General features: G+C 65.1%; 12 protein-coding genes. 4 read left to right on the top strand and 8 right to left on the bottom strand.

The genetic code is table 11. The features are described 5' to 3' along the window. Positions 1 to 32: 32 nt before the first annotated feature. Genes G6P99_RS03695 through G6P99_RS03710 form a run of 4 tightly spaced genes read left to right on the top strand, consistent with a single transcriptional unit; the run spans position 33 to position 5363 of the window. Complete coding sequence (locus tag G6P99_RS03695) at positions 33 to 1634, top strand: AMP-binding protein (protein ID WP_029080460.1); 1602 nt, start codon at positions 33 to 35, stop codon at positions 1632 to 1634. Next, the gene (locus G6P99_RS03700; protein ID WP_256375159.1) at positions 1631 to 1759 is read left to right on the top strand and encodes a hypothetical protein; all 129 of its coding nucleotides are present in this window, start codon (positions 1631 to 1633) and stop codon (positions 1757 to 1759) included. The genes G6P99_RS03695 and G6P99_RS03700 overlap by 4 nt, the downstream gene beginning before the upstream one ends. Next, complete coding sequence (locus G6P99_RS03705) at positions 1759 to 3387, top strand: acyl-CoA carboxylase subunit beta (protein WP_165127300.1); 1629 nt, start codon at positions 1759 to 1761, stop codon at positions 3385 to 3387. The genes G6P99_RS03700 and G6P99_RS03705 overlap by 1 nt, the downstream gene beginning before the upstream one ends. Next, a complete protein-coding gene (locus tag G6P99_RS03710) occupies positions 3384 to 5363 on the top strand; it encodes an acetyl/propionyl/methylcrotonyl-CoA carboxylase subunit alpha (protein ID WP_165127302.1) in 1980 nt (659 codons plus the stop codon). Before G6P99_RS03705 ends, G6P99_RS03710 begins: the two co-directional genes overlap by 4 nt. 133 nt (positions 5364 to 5496) lie before the next feature. Here G6P99_RS03710 and G6P99_RS03715 read toward each other — a convergent pair whose 3' ends face one another. From G6P99_RS03715 to G6P99_RS03750, 8 genes are all read right to left on the bottom strand, one after another. Continuing rightward, positions 5497 to 6492 (bottom strand): ABC transporter ATP-binding protein, encoded by a 996-nt coding sequence (locus G6P99_RS03715; protein WP_165127304.1) that lies wholly within the window; start codon positions 6490 to 6492, stop codon positions 5497 to 5499. Beyond that, entirely contained in the window at positions 6489 to 7502 is a 1014-nt protein-coding gene (locus G6P99_RS03720) for an ABC transporter ATP-binding protein (RefSeq protein WP_029080456.1), read from the bottom strand. Before G6P99_RS03720 ends, G6P99_RS03715 begins: the two co-directional genes overlap by 4 nt. After that, positions 7502 to 8395, bottom strand: a complete 894-nt coding sequence (locus G6P99_RS03725) for an ABC transporter permease (RefSeq protein WP_029080455.1) — start codon at positions 8393 to 8395, stop codon at positions 7502 to 7504. Before G6P99_RS03725 ends, G6P99_RS03720 begins: the two co-directional genes overlap by 1 nt. Before the next feature lie 60 nt (positions 8396 to 8455). Then, complete coding sequence (locus G6P99_RS03730; RefSeq protein WP_029080454.1) at positions 8456 to 9403, bottom strand: ABC transporter permease; 948 nt, start codon at positions 9401 to 9403, stop codon at positions 8456 to 8458. A 35-nt stretch (positions 9404 to 9438) separates the two neighbouring features. Further along, positions 9439 to 11034 carry an ABC transporter substrate-binding protein gene (locus tag G6P99_RS03735; RefSeq protein ID WP_029080453.1) on the bottom strand — a complete coding sequence of 532 codons (1596 nt, stop codon included), beginning with the start codon at positions 11032 to 11034 and terminating at the stop codon, positions 9439 to 9441. Between the two features lie 423 nt (positions 11035 to 11457). Further along, positions 11458 to 12345 carry a TauD/TfdA dioxygenase family protein gene (locus G6P99_RS03740; protein WP_029080452.1) on the bottom strand — a complete coding sequence of 296 codons (888 nt, stop codon included), beginning with the start codon at positions 12343 to 12345 and terminating at the stop codon, positions 11458 to 11460. A 79-nt stretch (positions 12346 to 12424) separates the two neighbouring features. Next, positions 12425 to 13123: a DUF2270 domain-containing protein gene (locus G6P99_RS03745; protein WP_245284639.1), complete on the bottom strand. Its 699-nt coding sequence runs from the start codon at positions 13121 to 13123 to the stop codon at positions 12425 to 12427. 122 nt (positions 13124 to 13245) lie between these two features. Continuing rightward, positions 13246 to 14796 (bottom strand): AMP-binding protein, encoded by a 1551-nt coding sequence (locus tag G6P99_RS03750; RefSeq protein ID WP_029080450.1) that lies wholly within the window; start codon positions 14794 to 14796, stop codon positions 13246 to 13248. Positions 14797 to 14799 lie beyond the last annotated feature (3 nt).

The raw sequence follows: 14799 nt of genomic DNA on the forward strand, positions 1-14799 counted from the left end.
GCTCCTCGCAATGACGACGGAGGAGGAGCCACATGGACAACCTCTTAGCAACCGGCGGCGTCACCGGGCCGGGTCGTATCGGGCGGGTCGCGATCGGCGACCTCTTGAAGCGCGCCGCGCGGCGGTTTCCGGATCGTGTCGCGCTGACCGACGGCAACAGGCAGGTCAGCTTCACCGAGCTCGAACGCGACGCCAACCGCTTTGCCAATCACCTGGTGCAGCGCGGGCTGAAGCCGGGCGAGAAGATCTCGACCATCTGCAACAACTCCGTCGAGTTCGTCAAAGCGCTGTTCGGCATCCACCGCGCCGGCCTGGTCTGGGTGCCGATCAACACCATGCTCGGGCCGTCCGACATGGACTACATCCTCGGCCATGCCGAGGTGCGCTTCGCCATCATCGATGACAATCTGCACGCTCAGGCCGACCGGCGCGCCGCACTGGAAGCGCGCGGCATGGAGATGATCGCAATCGACCTGACCGGCAATGCCGGCAAGACCGGGTTGCAAAGCTTCAACGATCTCCTGGAAGGGCAATCCGACATCGAGCCGGAGGTCGAGATCAACGACCGCGATCTTGCGATGATCATCTACACCTCGGGCACCACCTCGCGGCCGAAGGGCGCGATGCACTGCCACCTCGCCGTTGTCATGGCCGTGATGAGCAACTGCATCGAGATGCAGCTCTCGCGCGATGACGGGATCACCGGGCAGTTTCCGCTGTTCCACTGCGCCGGCCACGTGCTGCTGCTCAGCTATCTCTCGGTCGGCGGCCGAATGGCATTGATGCGCGGCTTCGATCCGGTCGTCTGCATGGAGGCGATCGTTCGCGACCGGCTCACCGTGTTCGTCGGCCTGTCGCTGATGTATCAGGCGATCCTCGATCATCCGCGCCGACGCGAATACGACCTGTCGGGCCTGCGCTGCTGCATCTACACCATGGCGCCGATGGGCAAGCCGCTGCTCGAGCGCGCGATGGCGGACATGTGCCCGAACTTCGTGCTGTCCAGCGGCCAGACCGAGATGTATCCGGCAACGACGATGTCGCGGCCGGAGGTGCAGCTCGACCGTTTCGGCAACTACTGGGGCGAGTCGCTTGTTGTCAACGAGACCGCGATCATGGACGACAACGGCAACCTTCTGCCGCGCGGCGAGATCGGCGAGCTGGTGCATCGCGGACCTAATGTGATGATGGGGTACTACAAGGACGTCAAATCGACCGAGGAGGCGCGCAAGTTCGGCTGGCACCATACCGGCGATCTGGCCCTGATCGACGGCAATGGCGAGGTGCTGTTCCTCGACCGCAAGAAGGACATGATCAAGTCGGGCGGCGAGAACGTCGCCTCCGTCAAGATCGAGGAGACCTTGCTGGCGCATCCCGCCGTGCAGAACGCCGCCGTGGTCGGCCTGCCGCATCCGCAATGGGGCGAGGCGGTCTCCGCCTTCGTCAAGCTGAAGCCCGGCGCGGTGGCCGACGAGGCCGGTATCGAGGCGCATTGCAGAAAGCATCTCGGCGGCTTCCAGGTGCCGAAGCTGGTGCGTATCCTCGAGGAAATGCCGATGACCGCGACCGGCAAACTGCGCAAGGTCGAGCTGCGGCAGCAATACAGTGCATATTTCGACGGAAAGAGCGCATGATGATGGCTATCTCCACCCTCGTCATTCCGGGGCGCGCGAAGCGCGAACCCGGAATCTCGCGCAACAACCTCGAGATTCCGGGTTCGATGCGTTCGCATCGCCCCGGAATGACGGAGCAAGTTTGATGGCCATTATCGAGAACACGATTTCCACCGGTAGCGCCGGCTTCCAGGGCAATCGCGACGGCATGCTGGCGCTGATCGCCCGGATGCGGGGGTTGGAGGAGCGCACGCGCGCGGCGTCTGCCGCGGCCAAAGACCGCTTCCACAAGCGCGGCCAGCTGTTGCCGCGCGAGCGCGTTGCGCTGGTGCTCGATCCCGGCTCGCCCTTCCTCGAGCTGTCGACGCTCGCGGGCTACATGTTCGACGTGGCTGACGCCGACAAGAGCGTACCTGGCGGCGGGCTGGTCGCCGGCATCGGCTTCGTCTCTGGCATCCGCTGCATGGTCAGCGCCAATGATGCCGGCATCGACGCCGGCGCGCTGCAACCCTATGGCCTCGACAAGACGCTGCGGGTGCAGGAGCTCGCGCTGGAGAACAAGCTGCCCTATGTGCAGCTGGTCGAGAGCGCCGGCGCCAATCTGCTGCGCTATCGGGTCGAGGACTTTGTCAGAGGCGGCAATATCTTCCGCAATCTCGCGCGGCTGTCGGCGGCGGGGCTTCCTGTCGTCACCGTCACCCATGGCTCCTCGACCGCGGGCGGCGCCTACCAGACGGGCCTCTCCGACTACATCGTGATGGTCCGCGGCCGCACCCGCGCCTTCCTGGCCGGGCCGCCTTTGCTGAAGGCCGCTACCGGCGAGATCGCGACCGAGGAGGAGCTCGGCGGCGCCGAGATGCACACCTCGATCTCGGGCCTTGGCGACTATCTCGCCGAGGACGACCGCGATGCGCTGCGCATCGCGCGCGAGATCATGGCCAAGCTGCCATGGGACCGTCCTTGGGACCGACCGGCGTCCGAACCCGCCGCGTTCAGGCCGCCGCGCTATGACGCCGAGGAGCTGCTCGGCATCATGCCGATGGACCACAAGCGCCCCGTCGACATGCGCCAGGCGATCGCGCGCTTCATCGACGATTCCGACTTCACCGAATTCGGCGCCAATTACGGCCCGGCGACGGTTTGTGGTCATGCCCGCATCGAAGGGCAGGCGATCGGCATCATCACCAACAATGGCCCGCTCGACGTGCCCGGCGCCAACAAGGCGACGCACTTCATCCAGGCCTGTTGCCAGTCGCGCACACCGATCCTCTATATGAACAACACCACCGGCTACATGGTAGGCAAGGCCTATGAAGAGGCCGGCATGATCAAGCATGGTTCGAAGATGATCCAGGCGGTGACGTCGGCGACGGTGCCGCAGATCACGCTGTATTGCGGCGCCTCGTTCGGCGCCGGCAATTACGGCATGTGCGGCCGCGGCTTTCATCCGCGCTTCTGCTTCTCCTGGCCCAACGCCAAGACCGCGGTGATGGGCGGCGAGCAGGCCGCCGAAACGATGGCGATCGTGACCGAAGCCGCTGCCATCAGGCGCGGCAAGCCGATCGAGAAGGAGAAGCTGGAGGCGATGAAGGCGCAGATCACCGGCGTGTTCGACAGCCAGATGGACGTATTTTCGACCAGCGCCCGCGTGCTCGACGACGGCGTGATCGATCCGCGCGACACCCGCAGCGTGCTCGCCGACGTGCTGGCGATCTGCCGCGAGGCGGAGGCGCGCACCCCGCAGCGCATGCAGTTCTCGGTGGCGCGGCCATGAGCGGGGCAATCGTGAAGCGGACACCGTTCTTCAAGATCCTGATCGCCAACCGCGGCGAGATCGCGCTGCGCATCATGCGCACGGCGCGGCGGCTCGGCTATGGCGTCGTCGCAGTCTATTCGGATGCCGATCGCGATGCGCTGCATGTGCGCGAGGCGGATCAAGCGGTGCGGATCGGCGAGGCGCTGCCGGCGCAATCCTATCTGAAGATCGACACGATCATCGCAGCCGCCAAGGCGAGCGGCGCCGGCGCGGTGCATCCGGGCTACGGCTTCCTCGCCGAGAACGAGGACTTTGCGCAAGCGTGCCGCGATGCCGGGCTGGTGTTCATCGGGCCGTCGCCGGAAGCGATCCGTGCGATGGGGAACAAGGCCGGCGCCAAGGAGATCATGCAAAAGGCCGGCGTGCCCTGCGTGCCCGGCTGTCAGGGCGCCGATCAGGGCGATGCCGTGATGCTGACGGAGGCCAAGGTGATTGGTTTCCCCGTGATGATCAAGGCGGTCGCCGGTGGCGGCGGCCGCGGTATGCGGCTCGTCGCGGACGCCGCGGCATTTCCGGACGCGCTGCGCAGCGCGCGGTCGGAGGCGCAGGGCGCGTTCGGCGATCCCACCGTGATCCTCGAGCGTGCGATCGTCGATCCCCGCCACATCGAGATCCAGGTGTTCGGCGACCACTATGGCAACGCCATCCATCTCGGCGAGCGCGATTGCTCGGTGCAGCGGCGGCACCAGAAGCTGATCGAGGAGGCGCCGTCGCCAGCGGTGACGCAGGAGCTGCGCGCACGAATGGGTGCGGTCGCCGTGCAGGCCGTCAAGGCGATCGGCTATGAGGGCGCCGGCACGCTGGAATTCCTGCTCGATCGTACCGGCAATTTTTACTTCATGGAGATGAACACGCGGCTGCAGGTCGAGCATCCCGTCACCGAGGCGATCACCGGGCTCGATCTGGTCGAGCTGCAGCTCCGCGTCGCCGGCGGCGAGCCGCTCGGTGTGAAGCAGGAGGACATCACGTTCTCCGGCCACGCCATCGAGGTGCGGCTGTGCTCGGAAGACGCCGGGCATGACTTCATGCCGCAATCCGGCACGATGGCGCGCTGGCAGATGCCCGATGACATCCGCGTCGAGCACGCGCTGCAATCAGGCTCGGAGATTCCGCCGTTCTATGATTCGATGATCGCCAAGGTCATCAGCCATGGCGCGACCCGCGGCGAGGCGCGCGGCAAGCTGATCTGCGCCCTGGAACAGGTCACGGCCTTCGGCGTCACCACCAATCAGGGTTTCCTGATCGACTGCCTGCGCCATCCGGTGTTCGCCAAGGGCGAGGCAACCACGGCTTTCATCGGCAACAACCGCGATGCGTTGCTGGCGCCGCGGCCGGATCGGAGCAGCGACCTCGCGCTGGCGGCGCTGCTGCTCTACGTCACCAATCCGCACGCGCCGCCCTGGCAGCGCGGCCGGTCGCTGTCGGCGACATTCCCGCTCGGCCTACGGATCGATCTCGGCCACGGCGTCCAGGAGATCGAGATTTTTCGCGAGCGCGACGGCAGCTACGTCGCGACCCGCAATGGCGATCGCTTCAACTTCGCGATCGACGAGCTGGATCAGGACAGCATCCGCTTCCACCACGACGGCTTGATGGAGCAGGCCAAGTTCCTGCGCGACGGCGATCGGCTCTACATCCTCCACCGTGGCGTCGCGCTGTCGGCGCGCGATCTCACGCTCGCCCCGCCGGAGAGCGCGTCGGCCGCCGGCGGCGACGGCAAGGTCCGCGCCGCCATGAACGGCCGGGTCGTCGCGGTGCTGGTGAAGGCGGGCGACAAGGTCGCAGCTGGCCAGCCGGTGATGACGCTGGAGGCGATGAAGATGGAGCACGTCCACACCGCCGGCGTCGCGGGCACGGTGTCGTCGATTGACGTCGCCCAGGGCGAGCAGGTGACGACGGGGAAGATCGTGGTGGAGATCGAGGCGGCCGCATAACAGCTGTCGTCCCGGCGAAAGCCGGGACCCATAACCACCGATGCTGATTGCTGAAGCGCGCTGGGGCCGCAGCTCGTTGCAACAACCGACATTTGTGGCTATGGGTCCCGGCCTTCGCCGGGACGGCACTGCATTATTGACTAATCCGCCCGGTCCCGTCATTCAGCCAGCAGGCGACCTGATGACCCGTGCCCGCCGTTTGCAGCACCGGGCGCTCCGTTTTGCAGCGGTCGATCGCGTAGCGGCAGCGGGTGTGGAAGGCGCAGCCTGAGGGCGGGTTGATCGGGCTCGGCACGTCGCCGTCGATCATCGGTGCGAGCCGCTTGGCCTTGGGGTCGGCGACCGGCACGGACGCAAGCAGCGCCTGGGTGTAAGGATGGCGCGGATTGGCGAACAACTCGTGCTTGTCCGCGATCTCGACGATGCGGCCGAGATACATCACCGCGACGCGGTGGCTGATATGGGCAACGACCGCGAGGTCGTGCGCGATGAAGAGGTAGGAAAAATTCTGCTGGCGCTGCAGGTCGATCAGCAAATTGATCACCTGCGCCTGGATCGAGACATCGAGCGCGGAGACCGGCTCGTCGCAGACGATCAGCCGCGGGCCAAGCGACAATGCGCGCGCAATGCAGATGCGCTGGCGCTGGCCGCCGGAGAATTGATGCGGAAAATTCTTCATCTGGTCGGGCCGCAGGCCGACCTGCTGGAACAGTTCCGCGACGCGCTCCTGCTTCTTCGCGCCGGTGGCGAGGCCGTGCACAATCAGAGGCTCGCCGACAATGTCGCCGGCCGTCATGCGCGGGTTGAGCGAGGCGAACGGGTCCTGGAACACGATCTGCATCGAGCGGCGGTAGGGCCGCAGCGCGGTCTTGCTGAGCGGCGCGATGTCCTCGCCATCGAGCTTGATCGCGCCGCTGGTCGGTTCGACCAGCCGTAGCACGGTGCGCGCCACCGTCGACTTGCCGCAGCCGGATTCGCCGACCAGGCCGAGCGTCTCGCCCGCGCCAAGCGCAAAGCTGACGCCGTCGACGGCATGCACGGTGCCGACCTGGCGGCGCAGCACGCCGCCGCGCACCGCGTAATGCTTGACGAGATCGGTGACCTCGAGGAGCGGGCGCTGCTCGGTCATGACGCCTCCGTCATCTCGCCGGCGCGCCAGCATGCCGCCCAGTGATTGCTCTTGATCTCATCGAGCGGCGGATACTCTTGGCGGCAGCGGTCGATCGCGAGCTTGCAGCGCGGCGCGAAGGCGCAGCCGGGCGGCAGATTGGTCAGCGACGGCACCATGCCGGGAATTTCGGTCAGCCGCGCATCGGTCTTCGCGCCGAGCGCGATTACCGCGGGCATCGAGGCCATCAGCCCGCGCGTGTAGGGGTGCAGCGGCGTCTCGAACAGCGCCTCGACGGTCGCTTCCTCGACCTTCTTGCCGGCATACATCACGATCACGCGCTGCGCGGTCTGCGCGACGACACCGAGGTCATGGGTGATCAGGATCAGCCCGGTGCCGAGCCGCTTCTGCAGATCGACGATCAGCGCGAGGATCTGCGCCTGGATGGTGACGTCGAGCGCAGTGGTCGGCTCGTCCGCGATCAACAGCGCCGGCCGGCACGCCAACGCCATCGCGATCATGGCACGCTGGCGCATGCCGCCGGACAGCTGATGCGGATATTCTTGCGCGCGGCGCTCCGGCTCGGGGATGCGCACCAGCCGCAGCATGTCGACCGCCTGTTTCCAGGCCTCCTTGCTGCTCACCTTCTGATGCAGACGCACCGCCTCGATGATCTGGTCGCCGATCCGCATCACCGGATTGAGCGATGTCATAGGCTCCTGGAAGATCATCGAGATGCGGTTGCCCCTGATGTCGCGCATCGCGGCATCATCGAGCTTCAAGAGGTCGGTGCCCTCGAGCGTGACCGAGCCGCCGACGATGCGACCGGGCGGATCGGGCACCAGGCGCATGATCGAGAGCGCGCTGACGCTCTTGCCGCAGCCGGATTCGCCGACGATCGCGAGCGTCTCGCCGCGGCCGACCGAGAACGAGACGTCGTCGACCGCGCGGAACAGGCCGGAATTGGTGAAGAACACCGTTTGCAGGTTCTTCACATCGAGAACCGTATCGAGCGTAACAGCCTCGCTCATCAGCCCCGCTGCCTCGGATCGAGGATATCGCGCAACGCGTCGCCGAACAGATTGGTGCCGAACACCGCGAGGCTGATGGCAATGCCGGGGAAGATCACCAGCCACGGCGCGGTGCGGACGTATTCGGCTGCGGATTCCGACAGCATGCGACCCCAGGAGGGATAAGGCTCGGGAATGCCGAGGCCGAGGAACGACAGCGACGCCTCGGTCAGGATGGTCGAGCCGAGTTGCGCGGTGGCGAGCACGATCAGCGGTGCGATGGTGTTCGGCAGCACATGGCGCAGCGCAATCCGCGTCTCGCTCATGCCGATCGATTTGGCCGCCTCGACGAACGGCTGTTCGCGCAGCGCCAGCGTGTTGGCGCGGATCACGCGGGCAACCGTCGGGATCAGAGGAATCGCGATCGCAAGGATCACGTTCGGCAACGAGGGGCCGAGCGCCGCGGTCATGACAAGCGCGAGCACCAGCAGCGGCAGCGATTGCAGGATGTCGGTCACCCGCTGGAACACGAGATCGACCCAGCCGGCGAGATAGCCGGAGGTGAGACCTACGATCACGCCGAGTGTGGCGCCGAGGGTCGTGGAGCCGATGCCGACCGCGAGCGAAATCCGTGCGCCATGGACGATGCGGCTCCAGACGTCACGGCCGAAGGAATCGGTGCCGAACCAGTGCAGCATGGAGGGGGCGGCCAACCGGTGCGCGGAATCGACGCTGAGCGGATCGTAGCGGCTGATGACGTTGGCCGATAGCGCGGTCAGCACGAACAGCAGCATGATGATCAGGCCGATGGTGCCTAGCACGTGGCGCTGCGCGAGGAAGGCAACCCGCCCCCAGCCGCCGGTGGCGTTGGCCCCGGCGCGTCGCAGTTCACTTTCGAAATTGATCGTCGCCATCGGGCTCTCTATTTGAGCATGATCTTATCGGAAAACCGGTTCCCACTTTTCCGGATCATGCTAGTCCCCAAACCGGATGCGCGGGTCGATCGCCGCATAGAGCATGTCGACAGTGAAATTCACGACAACCACAACCACCGCGATGAACATCACGAGGTTCTGCACGATCGGGTAGTCGCGCCAGCGCAGCGCCTCGACCAGGAAGCGGGCGATGCCGGGGATGTTGAACACGGTTTCCGTCACGATCAGGCCGCCGATAAGGAACGCGGCCTCGATGCCGATCACGGTGATGACCGGCAGCACTGCGTTCTTCAGCGCATGGTGATAGTTCACGGAGGCCTCGGAGGCGCCCTTGGCGCGCGCGGTGCGGATATAGTCCTGGCGCAGGATTTCCAGCATCGAGGAGCGGGTGATGCGCATGGTCAGTGCCGCGCTGCGGAAGGCGACTGCCATCGCCGGCACGGCATAGATCGCGAGTGCCTCGGTCCAGGTTTTCGGGTTGGGGTTGAAGATCGGCATCGTGCCGAACAGCGAGACCGAGGCCATCAGGACCAGCAGGCCGAGCCAGAACGACGGCAGCGACAGGCCGCTGAGGCTGACCACGCGCAGCGCGTAGTCGAGCTTTGAACCCTGGTGCACGGCGCTGATGACGCCGAGCGGGATGCCGATCGAGGCCGAGAACAGCAGCGCCAGCCCTGCAAGCCGCGCGGTGATCGGAATCCGCGGCAGGATTTCCTCCAGCGCCGGCTTCTCCGAGACGTAGGAATAGCCGAGGTCGCCCCGCAGCAGGCCGCCGATCCAGTGCAGATACTGGATCACGATCGGCTGGCTCAGGCCGAGCTCGCGCTCGAGATTAGCCTTGTCGGCGGGATCGACGAAGCCCGCGGCGTCGAACAGGATGTCGACGATGTTGCCCGGAACGACCCGCAGCAGCACGAAGATGATGACCGAGATCCCGAACAGGGTCACGAGCATCAGGAACAGCCGCCGCACGATATAGGCAAACACCCTGGCTCTCTCCCTGGTCTCGAATCTTCTTCGCGCTACTTGTCCAGCCAGACGTCTTCGTAACGATAGCCGTTATAGGAGCTGTTGGACATGATCGTGACATTCTTTACGTAAGGCTGCCAGCAGGTGCCGGTGCGGGCATGGAAGATGATCGGACGCGCGACGTCTTCCTGCAGCTTCTTGTCGATCTCCCAGACCAGCTTCTTGCGCTTGTCGAGGTTGGTCTCTTCCGACTGCTGGTCGAACAGCTTCTCGATGTCCTTGTTGCAATAATTGGTGTAGTTCCGCTCCGAGCCGCAGGCATAGTTCTCGTAGAAGGACTGATCGGGCTCGTCGACGGCATTGCCGGTGAGGTTGAGGCCGAGCGAATAGTCCTTGCGCGCGATCTTCGGGAACCACTGCGCGGTGTCGACGACGTCGAGCTCGGCGTCGATATAGATGCTCTTGATCTGGTCGATCAGGATGATCGCAGGATCGCGGTAGACCGCGATGTTGCGGGTCGACACCTTGATCTGCAGGTGCTTGTCCGGGCCATAGCCCGCCTTCTGCATCAGCTTGCGGGCTTCCTCGCGGTTCTTCTCGATGTCGGGACCGTAGCCGGGGATCGATTCAAGCATGTCCTTGGGCATCGCCCACAGGCCGTCCGGCGCTGGCTCCATGGTGCCGCCGATATCGCCTTGGCCCTCGAACATGATCTGGATGAACGCCTTGCGGTCGAGCGCCAGCGCCAGCGCGCGGCGGATGTCGATGTTGTCGAACGGCGGTCCGCTCGAATTGATGATGATGTTGGTGGAGACGTTGTTCGGTTCCACCACGCAGACGGCATTGGGCGCCTGCGACTTGACGTCCTTGAGCAGCGGGATCGAGACCTCGGTCGGGAATGTCATGTCGAACTTGCCCGAGACGAAACCGAGGATCGCCGTCGAGCGGTTGGTGATGATGGTGAACTCGATGCCGTCGAGATAGGGCAGGCCCTTCTTGAAGTAATCGGGGTTCTTGGCGAGCTTGATCGATTCGTTGGCCTTGAACTCGACGAACTTGAACGGCCCGGTGCCGACAGGCTTGGTGCGCATGTCGCCTGGCGACACGTGGCAGGGATAGATCGGCGTATAGCCCGAGGCGAGCAGCGACAATAGCGCGGGCTGCGGCCGCTTCAGCTTGAACGACGCCTCGAGGTCACCGTTGGTCGTGACCTCGTCGACCTGGTCGTACCAGGATTTTCGCGGATTCTGCCGAAATTTCTGCTGCGACTTGCCCATCAGCATGTCGAAGGTGCATTTGACGTCGGCCGCCGTGAGCGGCTTGCCGTCGTGCCATTTCACGTCCTTGCGCAGCTTGAAGGTGAGCGTCTTGTTGTCGCCGCTCCAGGCCCAGCTCTCCGCAAGCTCGGGCCGGATCGTGCTGGCGCTGTTCTGGGCGATGTGCTGGTCGAAAATCACGAGATTGCTGAAGATCGGCATGAACGGCACGTTCAGCGAATAGGTCGCGCCCTCGTGGATCGAGGCGCTGCCGGGACTGTCGCGGTGATAGATCCTGAAGATGCCGCCTGATTTCGGCTCGGCTGCGAGTGAAGCGCCGCTGTTAGTCAGCACAGACAACACCGCGACGGCCAGCGCTTGCACGCTCCGCATGGTCCCTCCCACATTTCGGTCTCAATGGCCGATTGGCATCGACGATACCACGGTGACGCTGTCGGGCAACCAGCGAGGCTCGCGAAGGGATTGGCAATTCGGATGACGCCAGAGCATTAAAAATATCCAGGGACCGGGAATAATGCGTGTGATTACGGGGAACCTTGCGTGTTTTGCTATGCAGCGGCGAATCCCCGTTCGAATTTGGTTGCTGATGCCGAGGCGTGCGGAGTGAACGGTCTGCAAACAGCGACAGTTTGTCGCCGGTTGCGAGTGTGGCCGTCGACATGTTCTCCGTCATCCTGAGGTGCGAGCGGAGCGAGCCTCGAAGGATGCACGGCCACTAGTCGGGCCGTCGATCCTTCGAGACGCGCGCAAGAGCGCGCTCCTCAGGATGACGGTACAACAGGTACAGCATTCGCATCACTCCGCCGCCTGCGACGAGGGTGGGCTCACGCTGGCGACGCCATCCGCCTCGGTCGCCGAGATCGTGGTGCGGATCATCAGGCGGCCCTCATGCGCCGGCCAGGGGCGGCCGCGATGCATGGTGGCGCGATTGTCCCACATCACGACATCGCCCTGCTTCCATTGGTGCAGATAGCTGACGCCGGGCGCGGTCGCAGCCTCCGTCAACTGCGCGATCAGCGCCTTGCCGGCCTCGGCATCCATGCCTTCGACGCCATAGGCGTGGGAGGCGAGATACAGCGCGCCGCGGCCGTTGACGGGATTGCGCCAGACCATGCGCCAACACACCGGCGGCAGCGCATCGGTTTCCTCGGATGTTGCGAGCCCGGTGGCCACCTTGCTGCGCGAATGTGCGTAGGAGTGCCAGGCGAACGAATTCTCCAGCCGCTTTGCCACGTCCTTGTCGAGCCGCTCGAAGGCAAGCCGCATCGAGACGAATTCGGTCTCGCCGCCATGTTCGGGGATGATGCGCGCGGACAGGATCGAGGTCAGCGCCGGCACGCGCTTGAACGAGGAGTCGGTGTGCCAGAGCTGGTTGGCCCTGGCGCGCAGCTGCTGCCGATGATCCGACGGAACCACCTGGCCGTCGGGCCCGAAGGTCGAGAGGATCACGAAATGCGAGCCGGTGCCCATCGAACCGACCTTGGTCACCTCGGGCGGGCCGAAGCGGCGCGAGAAGGCGAGCTGGATGTCGTCATCGACCTGCTGGCCGCGGAACACCAGCACCGAATGTTCCTCGAACGCCGCGCGCACGGCCGCATAGGCGGCATCGCTGGCGGCAACATCTGACAGCGTGACGCCACGCAGTTCGGCTCCAAACCCCTGACGCAGTGGGATCACGTCCATCGGCACATCCTCCCTGACTTTTCTTGTTGATGTGAGGTTAGGGGAAAAGCCCGCCAGCGGCAACGCGAGGCGCGGCACCTCACCCCATCGCGATCAGGTTGTGCCGCTTGCGCCGGTCGATGACCTCGATGCGATGCGTGATGAAGGCGAACAGCGCCCAGCTGGAGTGGAAGGCGACGCCGGCCAGAATGACGATGGTTCCAGGAATCGGGCCGATCGAGGCACGGTCCAAGATCTCGCTCATCATGGTCAGCGGCAAGGGATGGATCGCAAGCTTGCCGTAGTATGCGATGGCCTGGATTGCGAAGATCCAGCCATAGGTCCGCCGCAGCCGCCGGCCGATCGCCCTGACATAGCTGATGTGATAGCGGGGGTGGCGATAGTCGTTGGCCAGCAACTCGGTCCAGGCCGAGTTCGGCGAGGGGCCTTCGCCGCGGATCATCGGCGCGTAGAAATCGGTTTCGAGCAACCGGGCGCGGGCGCGCCAGACGCTGAAATAGCGATAGCGCCGCGCCTCGAACAGCAGGAACACGGTCACCAGCAGCCCGACCAGCACCATCGGCAGTGGCGAGGATTCCGCGCTGCTGTAGGTCGCCGACAGCGCGATCCCGGTCGTGACAACTGCCCAGTTGGTCGAGCTGTCGAGGCGGGTGCGCCAGACGGTGCTGCGGTAGACCTCGCCGCGATAGAGGTGGGCGAGAGCGCCGATCTCGGCGGCGGTGAATTCGAGCTTTCCGGGCTGTACCGGCTCGGGCTCGCGCGGCTGGGGCGACGGCATGGCGGCCTCCGGCGAAGCTGGCTTGCGATTGCCGAGCATAGCGCGAAATCCGCGCGACGGGCGAGTCCGTTGCGCCCTCCGGTCTGCCTCGCAGCATCGCTCCGGTCCGCCGCATCGACCGCTCAGACGATCCGCGAGGTCTTGTTGCCCCAGTAGCGGTCGCGCAGCAGGCGCTTGTAGAGCTTTCCGGTCGGCAGCCGCGGCAGCTCGGCCTCGAAATCCACCGAGCGCGGCACCTTCTGGCGCGACAGCGCGCCGGTGCAGAATGCGATCAGCTCCTCGGCGAGTTCAGGCCCCGGCGCGATGCCGTCGGCCGGCTGCACCACCGCCTTCACCTCCTCGCCGAGATCGACATTGGGCACCCCGAACACCGCGGCGTCGGCGACCTTGGGGTGGGTGATCAGGAGGTTCTCGCATTCTTGCGGATAGATGTTCACGCCACCGGAGATGATCATGAAGGTGGCGCGGTCGGTGAGATAGAGGAAGTTGTCGTCATCGACATAGCCGACGTCGCCGACCGTGCTCATGCTGCCGTCCGCCGAGCGGGCCTCGCCGGTTTTTGCCGGATCGTTGAAATACTCGAAGGGCGAGCCGGTCTTGAACCAGACGGTGCCGGGCGTGCCCTTCGGGCAAGGCTGCATGTTCTCGTCGAGAATATGCAGGTCGCCGAGCAGCACCTTGCCGACGGTACCGCGATGCGCGAGCCATTCCTGGCTGTTGCAGGCGGTGAAGCCGAGGCCTTCGGTCGCGCCGTAATATTCGTGGATGATCGGGCCCCACCATTTGATCATGTCGTCCTTGACCAGTGCCGGACAGGGCGCCGCGGCATGGATCGCGATCTCCAGCGACGACAGATCGTAGCGGGTGCGGACCTCCTCGGGCAGCTTCAGCATGCGCGAGAACATGGTCGGCACCAGCTGGCTGTGGGTGATGCCCCATCTCTCGATCAGCTCGAGATAGCGCTCCGGATCGAAACTCTCCATGATCACGACGGTGCCGCCCATGCGGATGGTGAGATTGACCGCGGCCTGCGGCGCCGAGTGATAGAGCGGCGCCGGCGAGAGGTAGACCATGCCCTCACGGTAGTGCCAGAGCTTGATCAGGAAATCGAACAGCGGCAGGTTTTGCCCCGGCGGCTCTTCCGGCAGCGGCCGCACGATGCCCTTGGGCCGGCCGGTGGTACCGGACGAATACAGCATCGCGGTGCCCAGCGCCTCGTCCGCGATCGGAGTTGCCGGCAGGCCGGCGGTCGCCTGCGCGAGCCCGACAATGCGATCGCTTTCACTGTTGCCGTCGACCACGATGCAGAGCTCGACCTGCGGACACTCGTTCAGCGCCTCGCGCGCGATGTCGAGCTTCAGCTTCGAGGTGATCAGGACCCGCGACTGGCTGTTGGTCAGGATGTAGGCGAGCTCGCCCGGCGTGAGGAATGAGTTGACGCAGGTGAAGTACAGGCCCGACCGCTCGCCGGCGCCGCAGGCCTCGAGGTAGCGGTTGTTGTTCTCCATGAAGATCGAATAATGGTCGAGCCGCCGCAGGCCTTGCTTGCGGAACAGATGAGCGAGGCGGTTGCAGCGCGCCTCCAGCTCACGATAGGTGACGATCTCGCCGGTCCCGGCCATGATGAAGGCCAGTTGCAGCGGGCGCAGGTAAGCATGCTTGCCGGTGTACATCGA

Origin of the sequence: Bradyrhizobium sp. 6(2017) (assembly GCF_011058295.2) — a bacterium.
Classification (GTDB): domain Bacteria; phylum Pseudomonadota; class Alphaproteobacteria; order Rhizobiales; family Xanthobacteraceae; genus Bradyrhizobium; species Bradyrhizobium septentrionale.

Coding starts and splice junctions, on each gene's coding strand:
- G6P99_RS03695 (WP_029080460.1), top strand. CDS start 33: ATGGACAACCTCTTAGCAACCGGCGGCGTCACCGGGCCGGGTCGTATC.
- G6P99_RS03700 (WP_256375159.1), top strand. CDS start 1,631: ATGATGATGGCTATCTCCACCCTCGTCATTCCGGGGCGCGCGAAGCGC.
- G6P99_RS03705 (WP_165127300.1), top strand. CDS start 1,759: ATGGCCATTATCGAGAACACGATTTCCACCGGTAGCGCCGGCTTCCAG.
- G6P99_RS03710 (WP_165127302.1), top strand. CDS start 3,384: ATGAGCGGGGCAATCGTGAAGCGGACACCGTTCTTCAAGATCCTGATC.
- G6P99_RS03715 (WP_165127304.1), bottom strand. CDS start 6,492: ATGACCGAGCAGCGCCCGCTCCTCGAGGTCACCGATCTCGTCAAGCAT.
- G6P99_RS03720 (WP_029080456.1), bottom strand. CDS start 7,502: ATGAGCGAGGCTGTTACGCTCGATACGGTTCTCGATGTGAAGAACCTG.
- G6P99_RS03725 (WP_029080455.1), bottom strand. CDS start 8,395: ATGGCGACGATCAATTTCGAAAGTGAACTGCGACGCGCCGGGGCCAAC.
- G6P99_RS03735 (WP_029080453.1), bottom strand. CDS start 11,034: ATGCGGAGCGTGCAAGCGCTGGCCGTCGCGGTGTTGTCTGTGCTGACT.
- G6P99_RS03740 (WP_029080452.1), bottom strand. CDS start 12,345: ATGGACGTGATCCCACTGCGTCAGGGGTTTGGAGCCGAACTGCGTGGC.
- G6P99_RS03745 (WP_245284639.1), bottom strand. CDS start 13,123: ATGCCGTCGCCCCAGCCGCGCGAGCCCGAGCCGGTACAGCCCGGAAAG.
- G6P99_RS03750 (WP_029080450.1), bottom strand. CDS start 14,796: ATGTACACCGGCAAGCATGCTTACCTGCGCCCGCTGCAACTGGCCTTC.